The organism is Legionella resiliens (genome assembly GCF_021344005.1).
Taxonomy (GTDB): Bacteria; Pseudomonadota; Gammaproteobacteria; order Legionellales; family Legionellaceae; genus Legionella; species Legionella resiliens.
The window spans coordinates 330990-348009 of the sequence record NZ_JAJTND010000003.1 but is presented as its reverse complement, the minus strand read 5'-3'; the positions used below and the strand labels follow the sequence as shown (position 1 = coordinate 348009).

The following is a 17020-nucleotide window of genomic DNA, read 5'->3' as shown; positions in this document are numbered from 1 at the left end:
CTTTCTCAAAAAATCGTTTCAAGGAGGAATAAGTAATGCAACGATTTCATAATATTTTATTCGTTAGTCATGGAGTGAAGGATGAAACAGAAGCCTTACAGTTGGCACTAAAATTAGCTTCTAAAAATGAAGCTCAACTGCGTATCTTAATTACCTGCCCTCCTTTTCCTGACACACTGAGTGAGTATAAAACTTCTTATGAAGAGTCTCTAATTGATAAAATGAATAAAACCATTCAATCGGCAAAATCAGGGCTTGGCTTTCCTAAAAAGAAAATACCCATCGATATTGAAGTAGATTGTGGCACGACACCCGATATCCGAATCATTCGCCATGTCCTTAAAAATTCTCATGACCTTCTTATTAAAGCAGCGGAAACACCAGAGGGTATGAAAGGATTTAATGCCCTGGATATGGAACTATTGCGCAAATGCCCTTGTGCCTTGTTTCTTTATCGCCCGCTGAAACACACCCTACAAGACCTTCGCATTGCAGTTGCTATCGATCCCAAAGATGAAGAGCCTGCCGCACAAGATTTGTCGCTTCGTTTATTGGCCCTTTCGCATTCATTGAACACCTTTTATCAGGGGAAATTAAGCATCCTTTCTTGCTGGGAGTTCGAATTGGAAAATTATTTACGAGACAGTGTCTGGATAAAAGTCTCTGAAGATGAGCTCGAGAAAATGGTCGTTGAAGAACAAAAGGATCATGGATTGCTGCTGCGAGAATTAATTAATCGAGCGCAAATTCCTGCAGAATACCATATAGAATATCCCAAAGGGCAACCGGAGGAGGTCATCCCAGAGATCATAACTCATAAAAAAATCGACATTTTGGTAATGGGTACAGTCGCCCGCACTGGTATATCGGGATTTATCATTGGCAATACCGCAGAGAACATTTTGCAGAAAATTGATTGTTCATTACTGGCATTAAAGCCTCTCGGATTTGTTTCGCCGGTAAAAGCGTATTAATCAGGGAAAAAAGTATCATGGCAGAACAACCCAACATCCTCTCAGAACGATGCTGGCATGAGCAATCCAAAGAAACAATTCTCGCGACATTAAATACTACAGAGCTTGGTCTAAGCGAGGAGGAGTCTCAAAGCAGATTAAAGGTTTATGGCTTCAATCGCTTACCAGAGCCCAAAAGAACAAGCACTTTTTTCCGATTTTTACTTCAGTTTCATAACATACTCATCTATGTATTATTAGTGGCTGCCCTGGTGACTTCTTTCTTACAACACTGGGTAGATACTGCAGTTATTTTAGCCGTTGTTATCATCAATGCACTAATCGGATTCATCCAGGAAGGAAAAGCAGAAAAAGCACTGGATGCGATTCGAAAAATGCTCTCCCCTACCGCTACGGTAATACGAGATGGTGAGCGAGTGCGCATTGCCAGCGAGAAGCTTGCTCCAGGCGATATTATTGTACTGGAAGCAGGAGATAAAGTTCCTGCTGATGTACGTTTAATAAAATCTCATGGTCTTACTATTCAGGAAGCCATACTTACTGGCGAATCCGTCCCTGTTGAAAAACACATCCATTCTGTTTCAAGGAATGCTATATTAGGAGACCGGTCGTGTATGGCCTTTAGCGGGACACTGGTGACTGCTGGTCAAGGCAAAGGGATTGTTGTAGAAACAGGCTCCACGACTCAAATTGGATGTATTAGTGGATTATTGTCACGAGTAGAATCATTAACTACGCCATTAGTCCTACAAATGGGGCTGTTTGCAAAATGGCTCACTTTATTTATTTTATTAATTGCCGCAATTCTTCTTGCTTATGGTTATTTTGTCCAGCATCATCCGTTTGGTGAATTGTTTATGGTCGTCGTTGGTTTGTCGGTAGCGGCTATCCCTGAAGGCCTTCCCGCAGTACTTTCTATTACCCTGGCTATTGGCGTGCAAGCCATGGCGCGACGACACACCATTGTACGCCGACTACCTGCCATTGAAACCTTAGGCTCAGTATCGGTTATCTGTACCGATAAAACCGGTACGCTGACCCAAAATGAGATGACCGTCTCTTCGGTCTTAACCAGTAATCACTTATTTATTTTGGATGGCATTGGTTATGAACCTCAAGGAACGATTAGCTTAAACGAAGAAGTGATTGATAGCAACGAGCATCCTCTACTTAAGAAACTCGCACGCGCTGCAATGCTTTGTAATGATGCCACACTTCATGAACAAGAAGGACGCTGGACTGTAGAGGGCGATCCGATGGAGGGTGCTTTACTCGCATTTGCCGGTAAAACAGGACTGATTCTAAAAGAAGAAAACGCATCGTGGGTACGTACCGATGTGATTCCTTTCGATGCCAGACATCGCTTCATGGCTACCTTAAATCATAACCATTTAAAACATGCGATGATCCTTATAAAAGGTGCTCCTGAACAAGTTTTGAAGATGTGCCAAAATCAACAAACCAATTGGGGCGAAATACAAGCTTTAAATGAAATGTATTGGAAAGAGCAAATGGAGCAAATCGCGGCCCGTGGACAGCGTGTACTGGCGTTTGCAATCAAAAAAGCAAAGCCAGAACATACCGTTTTGGAGTTTTCTGATGTTGAGGGCAGTTTGACGTTACTTGGAATGGTTGGCTTAATTGATCCTCCAAGGCCTGAGTCCATTACGGCGGTGGCACAATGCCATGCCGCAGGTATCGTAGTCAAAATGATTACAGGAGATCATGCCAGTACCGCACTTGCCATTGGTCGGCAAATAGGGCTTAAAAATTTGGACAAGGTATTAACGGGTGTTGATTTGGATAGCATGAATGATGCGATACTCCGAAATGCGGTATTGGATACCGATATTTTTGCCCGCACCAGTCCTGAACATAAATTAAGACTGGTCATGGCATTGCAATCGCATGGCATGACTGTAGCCATGACCGGCGATGGGGTGAATGATGCTCCTGCATTAAAACGGGCAGATGCAGGAATCGCCATGGGGAAAAAAGGCAGTGAAGTTGCTAAAGAAGCCTCTGAGTTCATACTGACAGATGATAATTTTGCCTCTATTGTGGCGGCTGTTCGGGAGGGCCGTACCGTTTATGACAATCTTAAAAAAGTAATTAGCTGGACCCTGCCTACTAATGCGGGTGAAGCAATGACTATTATTCTGGCACTGCTCTTAGACTTAAGTTTACCCGTAACGCCCATTCAAATTTTATGGATTAATTTGATTACTGCGGTGACGCTTGGTCTTGCTCTAGCCTTTGAGCCTACGGAAGAAGGAACCATGCATCGCCCGCCTCGCCCTCGAAGTGAACCTTTGCTCACTGGAAGTTTGGTATGGCATATTATTTTGGTTTCCATTCTATTTATCTGCGGGGTTTTTGGCATCTATTTTTATGCCCTAGATCGTGGTTATTCACTTGAGCTGGCCCGCACCATCGCGTTAAATACTCTGGTTGTACTTGAAATTTTTCATTTGTTTTATATTCGCAACATTTATACCACCTCACTTACATGGAAAGGGGTACAAGGGACCAAAATGGTATGGATGGCAGTCATCGTGATTACTGTGGCACAGTTTGCAATCACTTATTTTCCTCCTTTGCAGACACTATTTATTACTGAAGCTATCCCCTTTTGGGATGGTGTGCTAATCGTTCTTACTGGCGCAATATTTTTTGCTATTATTGAAATTGAAAAGCAACTTCGCTTAAGAATAAGTGTTATAAGTAAGGTCAACACAGGAGAAAATGGTCGTTTTGGTAGTAAAGTTCTTTGATAGATAGATCATTAATACATGCATTTCCTTTTAGCTAACTTGGCAGCTTTAATGGAACTATTGTAAATTTCGTCTATCCGCTACCCCGATAGCAATGATGTTGGTTATAATGAAAGAATCGATATGGGGTAAAAATTTATTGTGGGGAATTTGCGTATTTGAGTACGACACTGTTTATACATCGCAGGACATTTGTAGTGGATTACTGCGATAAAAATTAAGCATAACTGGGGTCACATATCTGGGGTCAGGTCTTGCTTTTTGCCGATTTCTAGGCAATAGGCAAGACCCGAACCCTTTTGTTGCTGTCCAATTAGGGTTTCGGTAGATTTATTTATTACAGAATTAAGACCAAGATCACCCCCTATAAACCTAAACTGCTCACTATTTGTAAACATGTTCGCAAAGGCAGTGCTCATATATAGGCCTAACACCACTCCGGAAGATAAAAACCCCTTTAACATCATTCACTCCTTTGATTAATACGATTAAAATTCCAGAATAGAAATTAAAGAATATCTTCAACGTTCAGTTCAAGAGACTTGATTTTGCTACAGTTTAAAAAAATACAATTCAACGCCCTCAGTTTGAGCGAGTTTTGTTCCCAAGCAGCTTTTAGAAGCAACTATTATTTTTCATGATTGCGAAACAACAGAAAATAGTAGTGGTGTTCATGCATTATTCAGAATTGATCACTATCCTCAAAAAACTGAAAAAAAAAATATGGCTCTATCATTACAATCCTGGAAAACTGCCTAATGCAAAAGCAGATGCTTTTTTAGGCTTTGTTAAAAAGGGACAGTCATTTTTATTTTTGAAAAAAATAATGGCCCTGGCGTCTCCCCGTGAATTGCCATAGTTAGGTCTATATATGGAGAAATCTTACAAAGCCAGTGATTTCTAAAAATGAGCCCTTGAAATAATCTGGTGGCCCACTTGAAGGCCAAATAGTATAATTATAAGAGAGCATCAAACTATAGACCAATTATCATGAGCGCGGATATTGATGAAGCAACGAAGCACTTGAATAACATGGTTAAATTATTAAAAGAGTTTAAGAGGGAAGTCAAAGCTCAAAAATTCAAGACAGAATGGGATTTCGAAAATTCCAGTACCATTTTTGCAGAATTCAATAGCGAACTGAATGAACTAAAAAAATTAAAACATCATAATCTTGCAAGAGGAATTGTGGAAGATTTAGGTCAGTTCATCCAAAAAAATGATATCAATTTGAAACTGATAATTACAAATAAGGATACGACACAAAATATAGTTGAACTTGAAATGGCTAGTAACCTCAAGAAAAAAGAGTTTTATAAAAAGGGCATCGTGATAGCCACAGACACACCCGTAGTCAATCAGGAATTAATGAAATATGTTAGTGAAGTCACGGTTAATTGTCACTGGTCCAGGAAAAATAGAACATCCTACAACAGCACGAGGGAGCTAGTTGATAATGTTGCCAACGAACTGAAGCATGAGAAGCAATATCCGCGACTCAAGCGGTTTACCATTTTAGGCTGCGACACAGCGGATATAAAAACCCCCGAGGTTGAAACCAAATCATCTTCTGCAATGTTATATGTATACCAATGTGAAAAAAATAACGCTGCTACCCCAGATAGGGAAAAAATACTAAGCTTCCCTTGTTTTGTACTTACAATGTCACAAGGGCAATATCAGCTCCATTATTATAATGAGCAATACAAAGAAGAAACCTTTGGAGAAATGATTAAGATTAATAAGCAAAGAAAACTCAAAAATAACTATATGGTGCTAGCGGTTTGCAATAAAAATGACATCCCCTACATACCAGATAGTATCTTAAAGAACATTTATGATAAAACAAATTCCGCGAAAATAAATGGTGTAAATAACCCCTACTTACATAGAGGCGCTACCGTAGGCAATGTACAATCAAGAGAAGAATGGAGAAATCGGAAAAAAAATGTTCCCGCACTCTCGTGTGGTTTATTTAAATTTGATAATAAAAAAATTCACAACTCTAATTTAGCTGAAAGGGCGGCTTTAATTATCAATAGTAGCCGGAGTAACGTTGAAGTTAAAGGCTATTTAATACCAATTACCCCGGATGAAAACCACGGATTTATGAAACCAATGACAATCCACGAGGACACACCTTGTAAAGCAGTTATAATTGGCCTTGGGCAGTAAAAGTAGTTTAGATTAATTGCATGATACCAACATTCGATTTCTACCCTAATCGCATGACAGCGCGTTTGTCTTTCGCCGCCTTGCTTGCACCACCCTTTATTTATACTGGATCACCTAGGGAAGTCAATCACTAAGCAAACTCAGATTTGCCTGAAAATTCTGATTTACGATGCCCTCGACGGTCTTTCACATGCCAGAGTGGCAGCATCATAAAAAATGGAACAAGCAGCAAATAAACAATGTGAGGAAGAAATTATCCTAGCCGTAATTTTTGATAATTGCACCCAAAGGAGCCCCAGCCAGAACAGCTCCTAAACAATAAGCAAAAAATCCGGCAAAGCCTGTTGCAGTCACCGCTGCTTTTTTATTTTTAACTGGGGGCTCATAATCTGACCCTAGGTTCAAGTCCTAGTGGGCCCCACCAATAAAAGCATATCTAAGGAAGCTTCTTGGTATCAAACTTTAATATTGAGATTCATCGTATATTATTCTTTTTTAATATATAATAAGTGTTCACAATATCGTGCTTTAAATAACACTTTTCAATGCTTTTAAAGCCGGCTTTTTTGAACATTTCTTCTGCCAACTCTTCTCCCCATGCCGCTCCAAGGCCAGCGCCATTTTGGGCAAGTGATACTGTCATACAATGCATACAAGAAATTGTGTATATTAATGGTCCTAAAATATGATCAATATTATTTTCAACAAAAGTGGAGGTTTTAATATCCTGAGCTAAAAAAACACCGTTTGCTTTTAAAGCATGATAAACATTCTTTAATACAACCTCAGGATGGGCCTGATCATGAATGACATCAAAAGCCGTGATGAAATCAAATTTTTCTTCATCTTGCCATTGAGCAAGATCCTGACGTTGAAAAAAGACATTGCTTATCTCTTTTGATTCAGCCTCCATCTGGGCCTTTTCGATGGTTTCTGGACAGATATCGTAGCCATAAAAAGTACTATTTACAAACTTTTCTGCCATCATATTTATTGCTTTACCGTAACCACATCCGATATCCAATACAGTTATACCGGATTCTAACCGCTCTATCAAACCATCAACTAAAGGCAGTATACTGTCTAAAAGAGATGAAACGACAGTCTGACCGCTTTCTTCAGACATCACTTCGTGAAAGCGATTATACGCTTCGTATGGAACCCCCCCGCCTTCTTTAAAGGCCTGAACAATTTCATTTTCAACATAAGCCAATACCGGGATAAATTGAGCAATCACTGCCATATTATTTGGTGAAGATTGACGTGTTAAAAAAGCAGCGTGTTCCAAAGGTAGTTTGTAAGTTGCCCTATCTTTGTCATAAATAATAATATGACTTGTCACCAACGCATTTAACCATTCTCTAACATATCGCTCATTAAGTGATGCAGCCTTGGCTATTTCAGCTGAAGTACTAGGTGGCATGTCTTGCATAATGTCAAAAATACCGGTTCGATGCCCCAACGAAATCATCAGGGTTGATGCGGCACTGTTAAAAGTACTCAGTAAATTATCGGCAAATGCTTCAGCCTTTTCTTGATCATAAGGTTGATTTTCCATAACAAGACTCCCAGGTTTGTTCCTATAATTATTGTTAAATTATAGAACAAACTGACCTTAAATACCCCTGTAACCACAGACTATACTGTGAGTTTGTAAAGGCGTAATGGTTGGAAAAAATAGATAACACAAAACCGGCATATTTAAGTTTCTTGTGAAGGTGCCTACCCAATACACTTAGCACGCCTAGCCGTATTAGCGAAGCGTAATACGGGTTTTTCTCTCTGATTTTGGTACGTAACTATGTTTTACTAGTTAGTTGCATTTTTTTATAAAGAATAAGAGTCATCCTTTTCTGGAGGATTATCTTCTTCCCTCAATTTTCTTATCAATTCTTTTGTATCTTTAAAGTACGAGGTCGCTTTGTTTTTGTTTTTTTCAATTTCTAACGTTAATCGCATGCCATCCTTTAAGGAACTAATGATTTCTTGATTACTTTTTGAAGAGCTATCTGGCTGGAGTGCGTCATTTTCATACTCTAACATTTCGATTTGCTTTTCTATTTTTTCCCATCTTTTTCCTTCGTCTTCTGTAAGTGTTTTACCTTCTACCTTTATTCCATCTAATAAGGCCATTAATCGTGCAATCTCCAGTTTATTTTCTTCATATTTTGCTTGTTTATCCTTACTGCTTGAAGGAGTGCCAGGCATGAATAAAATTTTTTGATGTTCTCTCATTGTGGATTCTTTATCTAGTTCTTTTAAAACATCATCAAAGCGTTTTACTTCTCTGCTAAAAGCGTCTTCTATCTCACTAATAGCTTGAGTTAGCCTTCCTTTTTTGGTTAAAAATGATAAGACTTTTACAGATCGTTCAAGCTCTTGGACTTTCCGGCGGCTATATTCACTGGATCCCTCTTTCTTTTCCTTATTCTTAACAGAGCTTAAATTTTTTTCGACACCTTTGAGATCGCTCTTTAAATCATATGTATCCCTGTCTATAGTGGTACCTAGAACAACATAATATTTTTCGTGAATTGCTTTAACGCCTTTGAGCTCCTGAACATACTTAGAAATAGCTGCTTGCTTTTGTTTTAATTTCTCTAAACCTCTTTGAAGCGTTTTGGGCTTTGTTAAATCTGTGATTTGTTCTTCCAACTTGGTTTTCAATATAAGCGTTTCATTGTATATATTTTTTTTATCATTATAGTGAGCTACCTTCCCAACCCCCTTGGATAATATATCTTTTAGATAATCCCACCCGATGTCGGGGTTTTCTGAACGAGTTTTAATTTCATCTATGAGCCCCATTAATACTGCATTTGCCTTATCTGGGTTACCTTGGCCAAGTTTAGCAAGAATTTGTTTATCCTCTTCTTTTGTACTTGTTGGCAGCTTTTCTAATGTATCCAAAACTTTTTCCAAAGAAAATTTTGAAATTCCCCCTCCTTCGTGTCCAAAAAGGCTTAATAAGAATTTCATCTCTTCGAATGAGAAAGTAAGCCTCTCTACATCCTTAGTTGCTTCATCCAGTAGAGATTTCTCTAGTTTCAGTTTCTCTACCAGAGTTTCATGCCCCATTGCTTCTTTTAATTTTTCCTCAAGATTACCTAGCGGTTGACGTTTATGATCCTCAATAATTTTAAAAACTTTTTCTATCTTTTTTAATTCAGTTTGGGCCCTATCTAAATTAACCAATATATCCCCGCTTACATGATTATCAAGATCCTTATGTGCCCTAAGAAATTTAGTATAGAGTTCATTTTGACGATTAGAAGAATTTTTTTTTGACTTGGACCACATGATAATATTCCAATTTCTAATTTCTAGTTTAAATTATAGACTAATCAAACAAAATCAGACCGTATTCGAATGTGGTATATGGATCTGATAGTTTTTATTTTGAAATTCCAATCTACTATTAGATTCGAACTAAAAGTGCCCGTTTTTGAAGGAGTTATAGTATGGAAAACATAATCATTGAAAGGATACTATATGGTCTATCTGGTATTCAATTACTTTATGAATTGAAAAGGCACAGCTACGAAGGAATCTCGCCTTAAAAGAAGGATTAGCGAGCGTAGGTCGGGCGCTTCGCCCGACATTTCCTTTTCTTCTTGCACACTCAAAACTGTTATACACCTCAGAAATACCTTTGAGTGTAGCCTATGGCCGAAATATTTTGTTACTTATACCTCAATAAGGGCACATTGAGAGCCCTTCAAGTCCTCTTATTCGGCTCCCAATCTACCTAGTTAAGCTAAAGACCGAAGGTTCCATGCTTTTGATCAGTGTTATCAGTTTCAGCACACGATGTCTCCGTGCTATTGCCTTCTCTCAAACTTGGAGTGCTGGTAAAAAAAGCTGGGGAAAAGTTTGAGTTTCTTGTTGTCCCCGCAATGGCTCTTTCTGAAAGGACTTCTTGCTCTTCTTTAGATGCCTGTTCTATCTGTTGCTGTTGCTCTGGATCTTGAACCAATTGCACTGCTTCCAAAAATTTAAAAAGACAAAGCTTCAATTTGCTCCGATAACCCTTGCAATGTGTAGGATATTCATCGATGGGAGTTTGAGTTAACGGGCATTTATCCAGTAATTTATCATGATGAAAAATACCATCTGCATCATAAACTTGGCCTGTTTCTGTTAAGTAATAGGGTTCTAGAAATAATTCCTGTGTGACAGGACAGAAAAGATTATCTCGTAGACCACACTTCTCTAACCATTCAGCAAATTGGTCTTTTAATTGTATTACTTCCTGGAGATGGTCTCCACTCTTAAAAGGTTTGGGTTGGCGAAAATGTTGAGTCAGCTCTTCTGGCGTTATATTGGGTAGATTATATTCTTTCAAAAAAGCTAGAGCGCTATTAGATTCATTTTCTTCTTCTCTGGGACCTTTTAAGTCCGCTAAAATAGTATTTAATATCAGTTCAACATTATTTAAGGCTTCAAGTGGGTTACCATAAACGACTTCTCTTCCAGCGCCAACTTTCACATATACCTGATAAATGTCGCAATAACCAGAATATTCAGGTGCCGTAGAGGCCTGTCTTGCTGTAGGAATGAGAATGTTCGTTTTTTCTAGTCCTATGGTGGTAAATATTTGCTTAAGAAGTTCCTCGCACTTTTCTTTTATGTTTTCTCTCATGATCCGTTGATAGCTATCTGGTCTTGAGTAATTGACAAGGTCATCTCCACCCACTTCTTTCCAATTCTCACCCACAAAAGCAAATCGAGCATGATTGATTTTTCCTGCTTGCTTATAGGTGACGCTAATCATTCCAAATTGTCTACTTTCTCGAATAAGCCAATATCCATCCGGTTTATTGCGCAACATGTTTTCAAATGAAAGCAGAATATTTTCAGCATCAGGTGTAATTTGTCTTTTAAAAATAAGAATTGGCCCTTTATCTTCCAGTTTAAAGATTTTTTTTGCCTTTTTCTTAGAAATTTCCCAACCTAAAGAAGCATCGTTATCGTGCTCTCTAGACTTTAATTTTTTTGCCGCAATTGCATCAAGTTCAGCATCTGAAAATGAAGAATCTACTCCAGTCCCTGATTCATTGTTTTGTGCCATTTGTTGTCTTAAGGCTTCACGGATTTCTTCTGGACTTTGCATTTAATATCTCCTAAAGTTTTATGAAATAAACTTTATGATAAGAAATTAATATTAAATGAATTTTAGATTGTGTATGGGTAGATATACCCAATTTGAATAAACCCAATAATCTTTCGAGGCATTGATTCATTCTGTCCTTTTGCAAGCTAGATAAAACCAAATACTTACGAGAAATTCTGGATGGAACATTCTTTAAATGCGATAATTATTTATACTTTTATAACGGTGCTTCTACACTAATTGCAACAAGTAGGTTAGGTAGACATACCCAATTTTTTGTAGGTTACGTGGTTAATGAGAATAACTGGTTATACCAAGATTTTTCTTTATGTTTTTTGAGGTATTTTTAGGAAGGTATATCCGGCAGCTTAGGCTGCCGGTTTTTTAGATTGCGACTGAATCAACCAATATTTAAACCTGGGGTTTTATCAGTTGTTAACTGTTCTTCAAGTTGCGATTCGAGGCGAATAAAGTCCATTGTTCTTACTTCACATAATTTCTCTAAGGCATCTATATCCTCTTTAATTATAAAGGCAAGCGTGAGCGGCGGAAGCATCGCATAGGCTCTCCCAAATGTTCCTTTAAGTATTGCCCACTCAAGCGCCAACTCAGACGAAGGCCCGAACCAATTTTGAGTGTTATCAGCTTTCCAAAATTGTTTGAATGATTGTGGTTTGGAGGTAAAATTTGGCACAGGATAAAAGGGTTCAGGAGAGCAGTACTCATGAACAACATGCATCGGCAAGAGCTTTTGTGTACCACCAACCCCCTCTACCCAATGCTTTTGCAGAGCAGCCAGATCTTGATAACAAAACCACGAGGCTGCTCGGCTTATTTTTGTGTGATGTCGCAATTCTTTAATAATGGTATTTGCAAAATCAAAATGCTGTTCCGTGATTGTATTTCCATTGAGCCTGTAAGTGACTCCCTTTATGTTGACTTGGTCATATCGAGAGTGTAATTTGGCTAATATCGGCCTACGATCTTCATTTTCAGGTATGCAAGCCAGCATGGCATCCCACATGTGTTTATCCAGGGCCCAAAGCGCGTACTCAAAAGCACTAATGTTATCAAAGGTTCGTCCGGAACAATCCGTCACTTTCCCTCTTTTAAAGATTAAATCTATATTATTTCTTAGCATCGATTGAACCAAATCATGCTCACCGCGTACAACATGGTGTAATAATTTACGAACATCAACTTCCTCTTCTTTAAAAAAAGACCAATGACCCTGTGAAACCATAGCAAAATTTAACAAATCAGGGTTAGATAAAGTCTGTGCTATTTTAAGTTGCAGCTCAGAAGGTAAATTATCAAACTCAAATTTATCTTTATCTTCATTTAATATTTGCTCAATATCTGAATTAGTTTTCATAATAATACCCTTAAATAAACTTATAAATTGGTAGTTTATTTTACGAATGCATTATTAAATGAACTATAAACGACGCGTGGGTAGATCTACCCAATTTAAATTAAATTTGAGATTATAACTTCTGCTTATTATAACTGCTTGTTGATTTTGCTTTTACCTAATAGGTTTTCAAATCTTCCTGGAAAGGCTCCAGAGTCAATAGTTACTTCGCGTGGTTAGGTGATATGCTTCGAGTCTTCTATATAAAAATACCCCTTGTCCATTAATGTAGATACAATTTCATCTTTGGAGCTACAATTTAATTTAGTTCTAATATTCTCAAAATGTCTTTCAACTGTTTTTTTCGCAATGAATAATTTGTCTGCTGTCTCTCTATGATTTAAGCCTTTCATGTATTCTGCAATAATCTGCTGCTCTCTTTTCGTTAAATTCAATGTCCTGATGTCTTGTTTAATTTTTATTATTTTATCCTTGACGTTTATTGTCTCTAATGTCTCCTTATCCCAGTCAAAATGATATACCGCTTCCTTAATATCGGTAGTCAAAAGCCCACTGGGAGAAGCCCTGTCCATAGTACTTAATAAACGCAGCATACGTTTATTAAAATACTGACTGAATTCCTGAAATAATTTAAGGTCTCTTAAATAACGTTGATTAATATTGATATTATTGATATCTGTTCCATAAACAAAAATCTTAATTAAAATCCCTTCCTTAGTTACTTCCTTGTTAACTATCGTCAGAAGATTGCCAATTACAAATTTTCTAGCAACTTCTTGTAAAATCTCAGGACCATTTGAAGCACGCAGATAAGACAAGTAGGTCCCACTTTGAGGATATTGCTTTATCGACCATAACGGGGCAGAAAGAAAGAGATCATTTTTTTGCATTTGAGAAGCTGCATATTCGTAATATTTGAGATTATTGATTAAACCAATGAAATCTCCACTTTCGTGGATTTCCATGTACCTGAAAAAATTCACTCCATACTTCAATAACAATGGTTCACACAAATCATTGATAAGATGAGATTGCCTCATAAAATTTTCTAAAACATTTTCATCCATGGTTTAGTGCCTATGTTACTTACTAGCCCTTATGATTAAGTATAGCCAAAGATGCAGAGCTATATTCCGACTTAATGAAGCAAAACCATCAGACTGGCAAGATTCTCAGTATTTATCGATTTATTCAAAAAGCCATTTCTTAACATTCGGTAGGTCATGATGAATTTAGTATGCGGTGGATTTTTAGGGAGAGAAGGCTAAGAAAATGTTGGAGCATGAGCTCGACCTAAGCTTGCTTTTGGGGGTAATTCAAAATTTTTGTGTTGGGTCGAATACGACCCAACCTGTACTACGCAAACTCTGATTTGCCTGTAAATTCTGGTTTACGAGATCTTCGATGGGATTTCACATTCCAGAGTGGCAGCATCAAGAGTAATGGAATCAAGCAGCAAATGAACAAGGTCAGAAAGAAATTATCCCAGCCGTAGTTTTTGATAATTGCACCCAATGGAGCACCAGCCAAAACAGCACCCAAACAATAGGCAAAAAATCCGGCAAAACCAGTTGCAGTCGCCGCAGCTTTTTTATGTGATAACTCCGCACAGGCCATACCAATCATCATTTGGGGTCCGAAGATAAAAAAACCAAAGAAAAAAAGAAACAAGGAATCGAGGAATGGTGTATATCCCCTGGTCAACCCAAAAAGCAACAAAGTGGCAAATACGCCTGCAGTAAAGAGAACATTGATTGGGTTGCGTTTGCCCTTAAATACTTTATCCGAGAGCCAGCCGGCCGCCAGACTTCCAAAAAAGCCGCCAACCTCAAACCATATGACGCAACTACCTGCTGTAATTAGGGAATAATCCTTCACTTCGGTTAAGTACAGCATGCTCCAATCATTAATGGCTGTTCGGACAATATAAACAAACACATAAGAAATCGACAGTATCCAAATATAGGGGTTGCTTAGCACATAATTCCAAAGAATTTCTTTGACTGAGAGTTCTGTTTTTTCTGGGTGGTGACTTGATATACCGGAAAAATCCTGTCGATGTTGCTCAATCGCAGGTAAACCAAGCGACTGCGGAGTATCTCTTAAACGATTGATTAAAAAAAATCCTCCTAGAATGCAGATGACGCCAGGTACATACATAGCGGAACGCCAGCCGTAATATTGCGCGCACATAGCAACAATCAAGGGAATTAATGCGCCCCCAACGTTATGTGATGTATTCCAAATACTCCACCAGCGGCCACGTTCGGATTGAGAATACCAGTGGGTTAATAGTTTGGTACACCCTGGCCATCCCCACCCTTGAAACCAACCATTCAAGCCCCAAAAAATTGCAAATAACCACCAGGTGGAGGACAAGCCAAACAAAATATTGACCACACCTGTCAAAATGAGTCCAATCGCCATTAAATAACGAGGATTTGATTTATCGCCAAGGATCCCGCTCAAAAATTTGCTGATGCCATAACTCAAGCTCAAAATGCTCGCAATCAGACCCAGTTCAGTTTTGCTCATCCCCAAGGCGCTTTGTAATGCAGGCATCGCGAAAGTAAAACTTTTTCGCGTAAAATAAAACAAAACATAACCTATATACATTGCATAAAAGGTGCGAATACGCCAATAACGATATTGCCGTTCAACAACAGTTTTATCCTGTATTTCATGTAGATAAGGTGCCGGTTTTAGAAAATTCAAAAATGCCATGATTTTCCATATCATGAAAAAAATACGATTAGAATGTAACTCGCAAAGGATGTCAAATCTTTCTAGTTAAAAAAATTGCAGATTATATCAATTGAAAATAATTTAAAAATATAAATGGAATTCTTATGAAATTATAAATAAGCTTCATCATTTTGCATTAGAAGGAATTTATCGCAATGATAGAAATAATAAATCTATTAGCTCAAGATCAGATCGTTATCACGAATCATAAGCATTCTAAAATCTTAAAGGTTTTAGAAAGAAAATTTCGTACTCAAAAAGATTGGATTGTTGCTTCGTTCAACCAATATCAATTTACTGATAAGGAATCGAAAATAGTTCAACAAGCCATTCTCAATGGCGATTTGCGAATAACAGATATCCTTATCCGCCCTTTTTCCCATTTTTTTTGGAGTTTCCTAACTTTTAAGTGGGGAGAAATACTTTCGGGTGGGAAAAGATTATCGAAGCAAGAGGTCTTACAAATTTCTACCTACTCAAGCAATGGCCAGGAATTTACAAGAACCCCAGATCAAAATAGAAATAGGTTACTTAAAGGAGTGCCATTAGTCACTGGCAAAGTCGTTACCTCCATGGCTCTGTGTATGGTTTTTTGCCTGGGATTATTAAGTACTTTAGGAGCTCCCTTTGGGGCTAGCCTCGCTTTTTCAATAGTTCTTTCCTTTTGTAACGGAATAGTGTGTTTATTAAGTCGGGGGAAAGCAATGCTGGATAGTGCTGGCTTTCAACCCAGTAAACAAAAAACATTCCAGACCCTTGAAGAAAATGAAAAAGAAAAAACGATAGTCGATAGAGGACAGAAATTATTTTTTGGCATCGTGACATTATTGGCATGTATCTCTGCGGGCATTTCTGGATATGCTGGTCTTGTAGGACTTCTCACTTTTTTAGGGGCAGGCCTGCTCATCTCTAACCCTCTGGTTTTGGCAGTTACGATTGGGTTATCTGTGATTGCAGCGATTTCTTTTTATTCGTTTCAAGCTGTAGGCATACGTGAAAATTATGCAAAATTTAAAAATCTTTTTATTGAAGATTATAAAAAACCCTATGGTCTTTTGCGATGTGTCTTATTAGGAGCCGTAAGTACAATCTTTTTAGCTGTTTATGCGACGCTAACTTGGTTTACTACTGTATCAGGGGTTAATAAGCTTTTTAATGCTTTAGGGGTGACTCCTGATACTCTTTTAGCACATTTTATTGCTATGATATGTACTTCGACAACGATGGTTGTTAATACTTTTTCACAAGTATATAAAGTCTTTAACCCGAAAACCTATGTCGATCTGAAAGAAAAATTTGAATCAATATATCAACCACCGGAAGAAAACCAAACAAAAGCACAAAAAATAAAGCATGGAGCCCTCAATATGCTCAAATTATTTGCTTTGATAGGTGATTCTCTTGCATATTCTGTTGCCGGTGGAATCCGAAGCGGAATTCATATTGGCGAAACGCTGGGAGAAGCAATAGGGGCACAACTTGCATTAACCATTACCATGGCAATATTGTCTCCCATCGTTTTAGTATTCGTATCGATAGCTTTTACTTGGCCTACCGTTTTTCAAAGAAAAAAATCCACTCAATCTTCACTGATGGAGAAGCCATTGATAGAAAAAATGAATCAAAGCCATACTCCAGATACACTTCAAAATACTCTATTACCCAAATCAGAAAAATCTCCCAAACCTGATAACTCTAAAATGAGGCAAGGTGGGCTAAGATTTTTTGATACGAGCTCGAGTGACGAGGATATTCTTAAGCCCAATTGTAGCCCTACTTTAGATGAAGGAACAGTGTTGAGTTCCTGCTGGCCATAAATGATGTATTGGAGGCGGGCAAAGCATTGCTCTGGCATTGGATTGCA

12 protein-coding genes and 1 pseudogene are annotated in these 17020 nt (G+C 38.1%); 5 read left to right on the top strand and 8 right to left on the bottom strand.

The genetic code is table 11. The annotated features are described in order from the left end of the window. Window positions 1-35: 35 nt before the first annotated feature. Complete coding sequence (locus LXO92_RS05125; RefSeq protein WP_182351641.1) at window positions 36-974, top strand: universal stress protein; 939 nt, start codon at window positions 36-38, stop codon at window positions 972-974. A 17-nt stretch (window positions 975-991) separates the two neighbouring features. Then, window positions 992-3748: a cation-transporting P-type ATPase gene (locus LXO92_RS05120; protein WP_232890502.1), complete on the top strand. Its 2757-nt coding sequence runs from the start codon at window positions 992-994 to the stop codon at window positions 3746-3748. 233 nt (window positions 3749-3981) lie between these two features. Here LXO92_RS05120 and LXO92_RS05115 read toward each other — a convergent pair whose 3' ends face one another. Further along, on the bottom strand, window positions 3982-4212 hold the full coding sequence (locus LXO92_RS05115) for a hypothetical protein (protein ID WP_233291522.1): 231 nt from the start codon (window positions 4210-4212) through the stop codon (window positions 3982-3984). Between the two features lie 173 nt (window positions 4213-4385). Here LXO92_RS05115 and LXO92_RS05110 point away from each other — a divergent pair, with 173 nt between their 5' ends. Then, complete coding sequence (locus LXO92_RS05110) at window positions 4386-4607, top strand: hypothetical protein (protein ID WP_232890501.1); 222 nt, start codon at window positions 4386-4388, stop codon at window positions 4605-4607. A 131-nt stretch (window positions 4608-4738) separates the two neighbouring features. Then, window positions 4739-5923, top strand: coding sequence for a hypothetical protein (locus LXO92_RS05105; RefSeq protein WP_425600742.1), 1185 nt, complete (start codon window positions 4739-4741; stop codon window positions 5921-5923). A gap of 130 nt (window positions 5924-6053) precedes the next feature. Here the strand turns inward: LXO92_RS05105 and LXO92_RS17205 are convergent. The 7 genes and pseudogenes from LXO92_RS17205 to uhpC form a co-directional block, all read right to left on the bottom strand. Continuing rightward, a pseudogene (locus tag LXO92_RS17205) lies at window positions 6054-6292 on the bottom strand (MFS transporter family glucose-6-phosphate receptor UhpC); the annotation flags it as partial. Window positions 6293-6398: 106 nt separating this feature from the next. After that, a complete protein-coding gene (locus LXO92_RS05095) occupies window positions 6399-7481 on the bottom strand; it encodes a class I SAM-dependent methyltransferase (protein ID WP_182351638.1) in 1083 nt (360 codons plus the stop codon). 269 nt (window positions 7482-7750) lie between these two features. Next, on the bottom strand, window positions 7751-9223 hold the full coding sequence (locus tag LXO92_RS05090; protein WP_232890499.1) for a hypothetical protein: 1473 nt from the start codon (window positions 9221-9223) through the stop codon (window positions 7751-7753). 457 nt (window positions 9224-9680) lie between these two features. Next, window positions 9681-11036 carry a hypothetical protein gene (locus tag LXO92_RS05085; RefSeq protein ID WP_232890498.1) on the bottom strand — a complete coding sequence of 452 codons (1356 nt, stop codon included), beginning with the start codon at window positions 11034-11036 and terminating at the stop codon, window positions 9681-9683. A 400-nt stretch (window positions 11037-11436) separates the two neighbouring features. Beyond that, window positions 11437-12411: an F-box protein gene (locus tag LXO92_RS05080; RefSeq protein ID WP_232890497.1), complete on the bottom strand. Its 975-nt coding sequence runs from the start codon at window positions 12409-12411 to the stop codon at window positions 11437-11439. 215 nt (window positions 12412-12626) lie between these two features. Next, a complete protein-coding gene (locus LXO92_RS05075) occupies window positions 12627-13478 on the bottom strand; it encodes a LuxR C-terminal-related transcriptional regulator (RefSeq protein ID WP_232890496.1) in 852 nt (283 codons plus the stop codon). Between the two features lie 289 nt (window positions 13479-13767). Next, complete coding sequence (uhpC, locus tag LXO92_RS05070; RefSeq protein ID WP_182351633.1) at window positions 13768-15135, bottom strand: MFS transporter; 1368 nt, start codon at window positions 15133-15135, stop codon at window positions 13768-13770. Between the two features lie 176 nt (window positions 15136-15311). On the opposite strand from uhpC, the gene LXO92_RS05065 reads away from it, so the two are divergent. Further along, entirely contained in the window at window positions 15312-16973 is a 1662-nt protein-coding gene (locus LXO92_RS05065; protein ID WP_182351632.1) for a hypothetical protein, read from the top strand. Window positions 16974-17020: the final 47 nt, after the last annotated feature.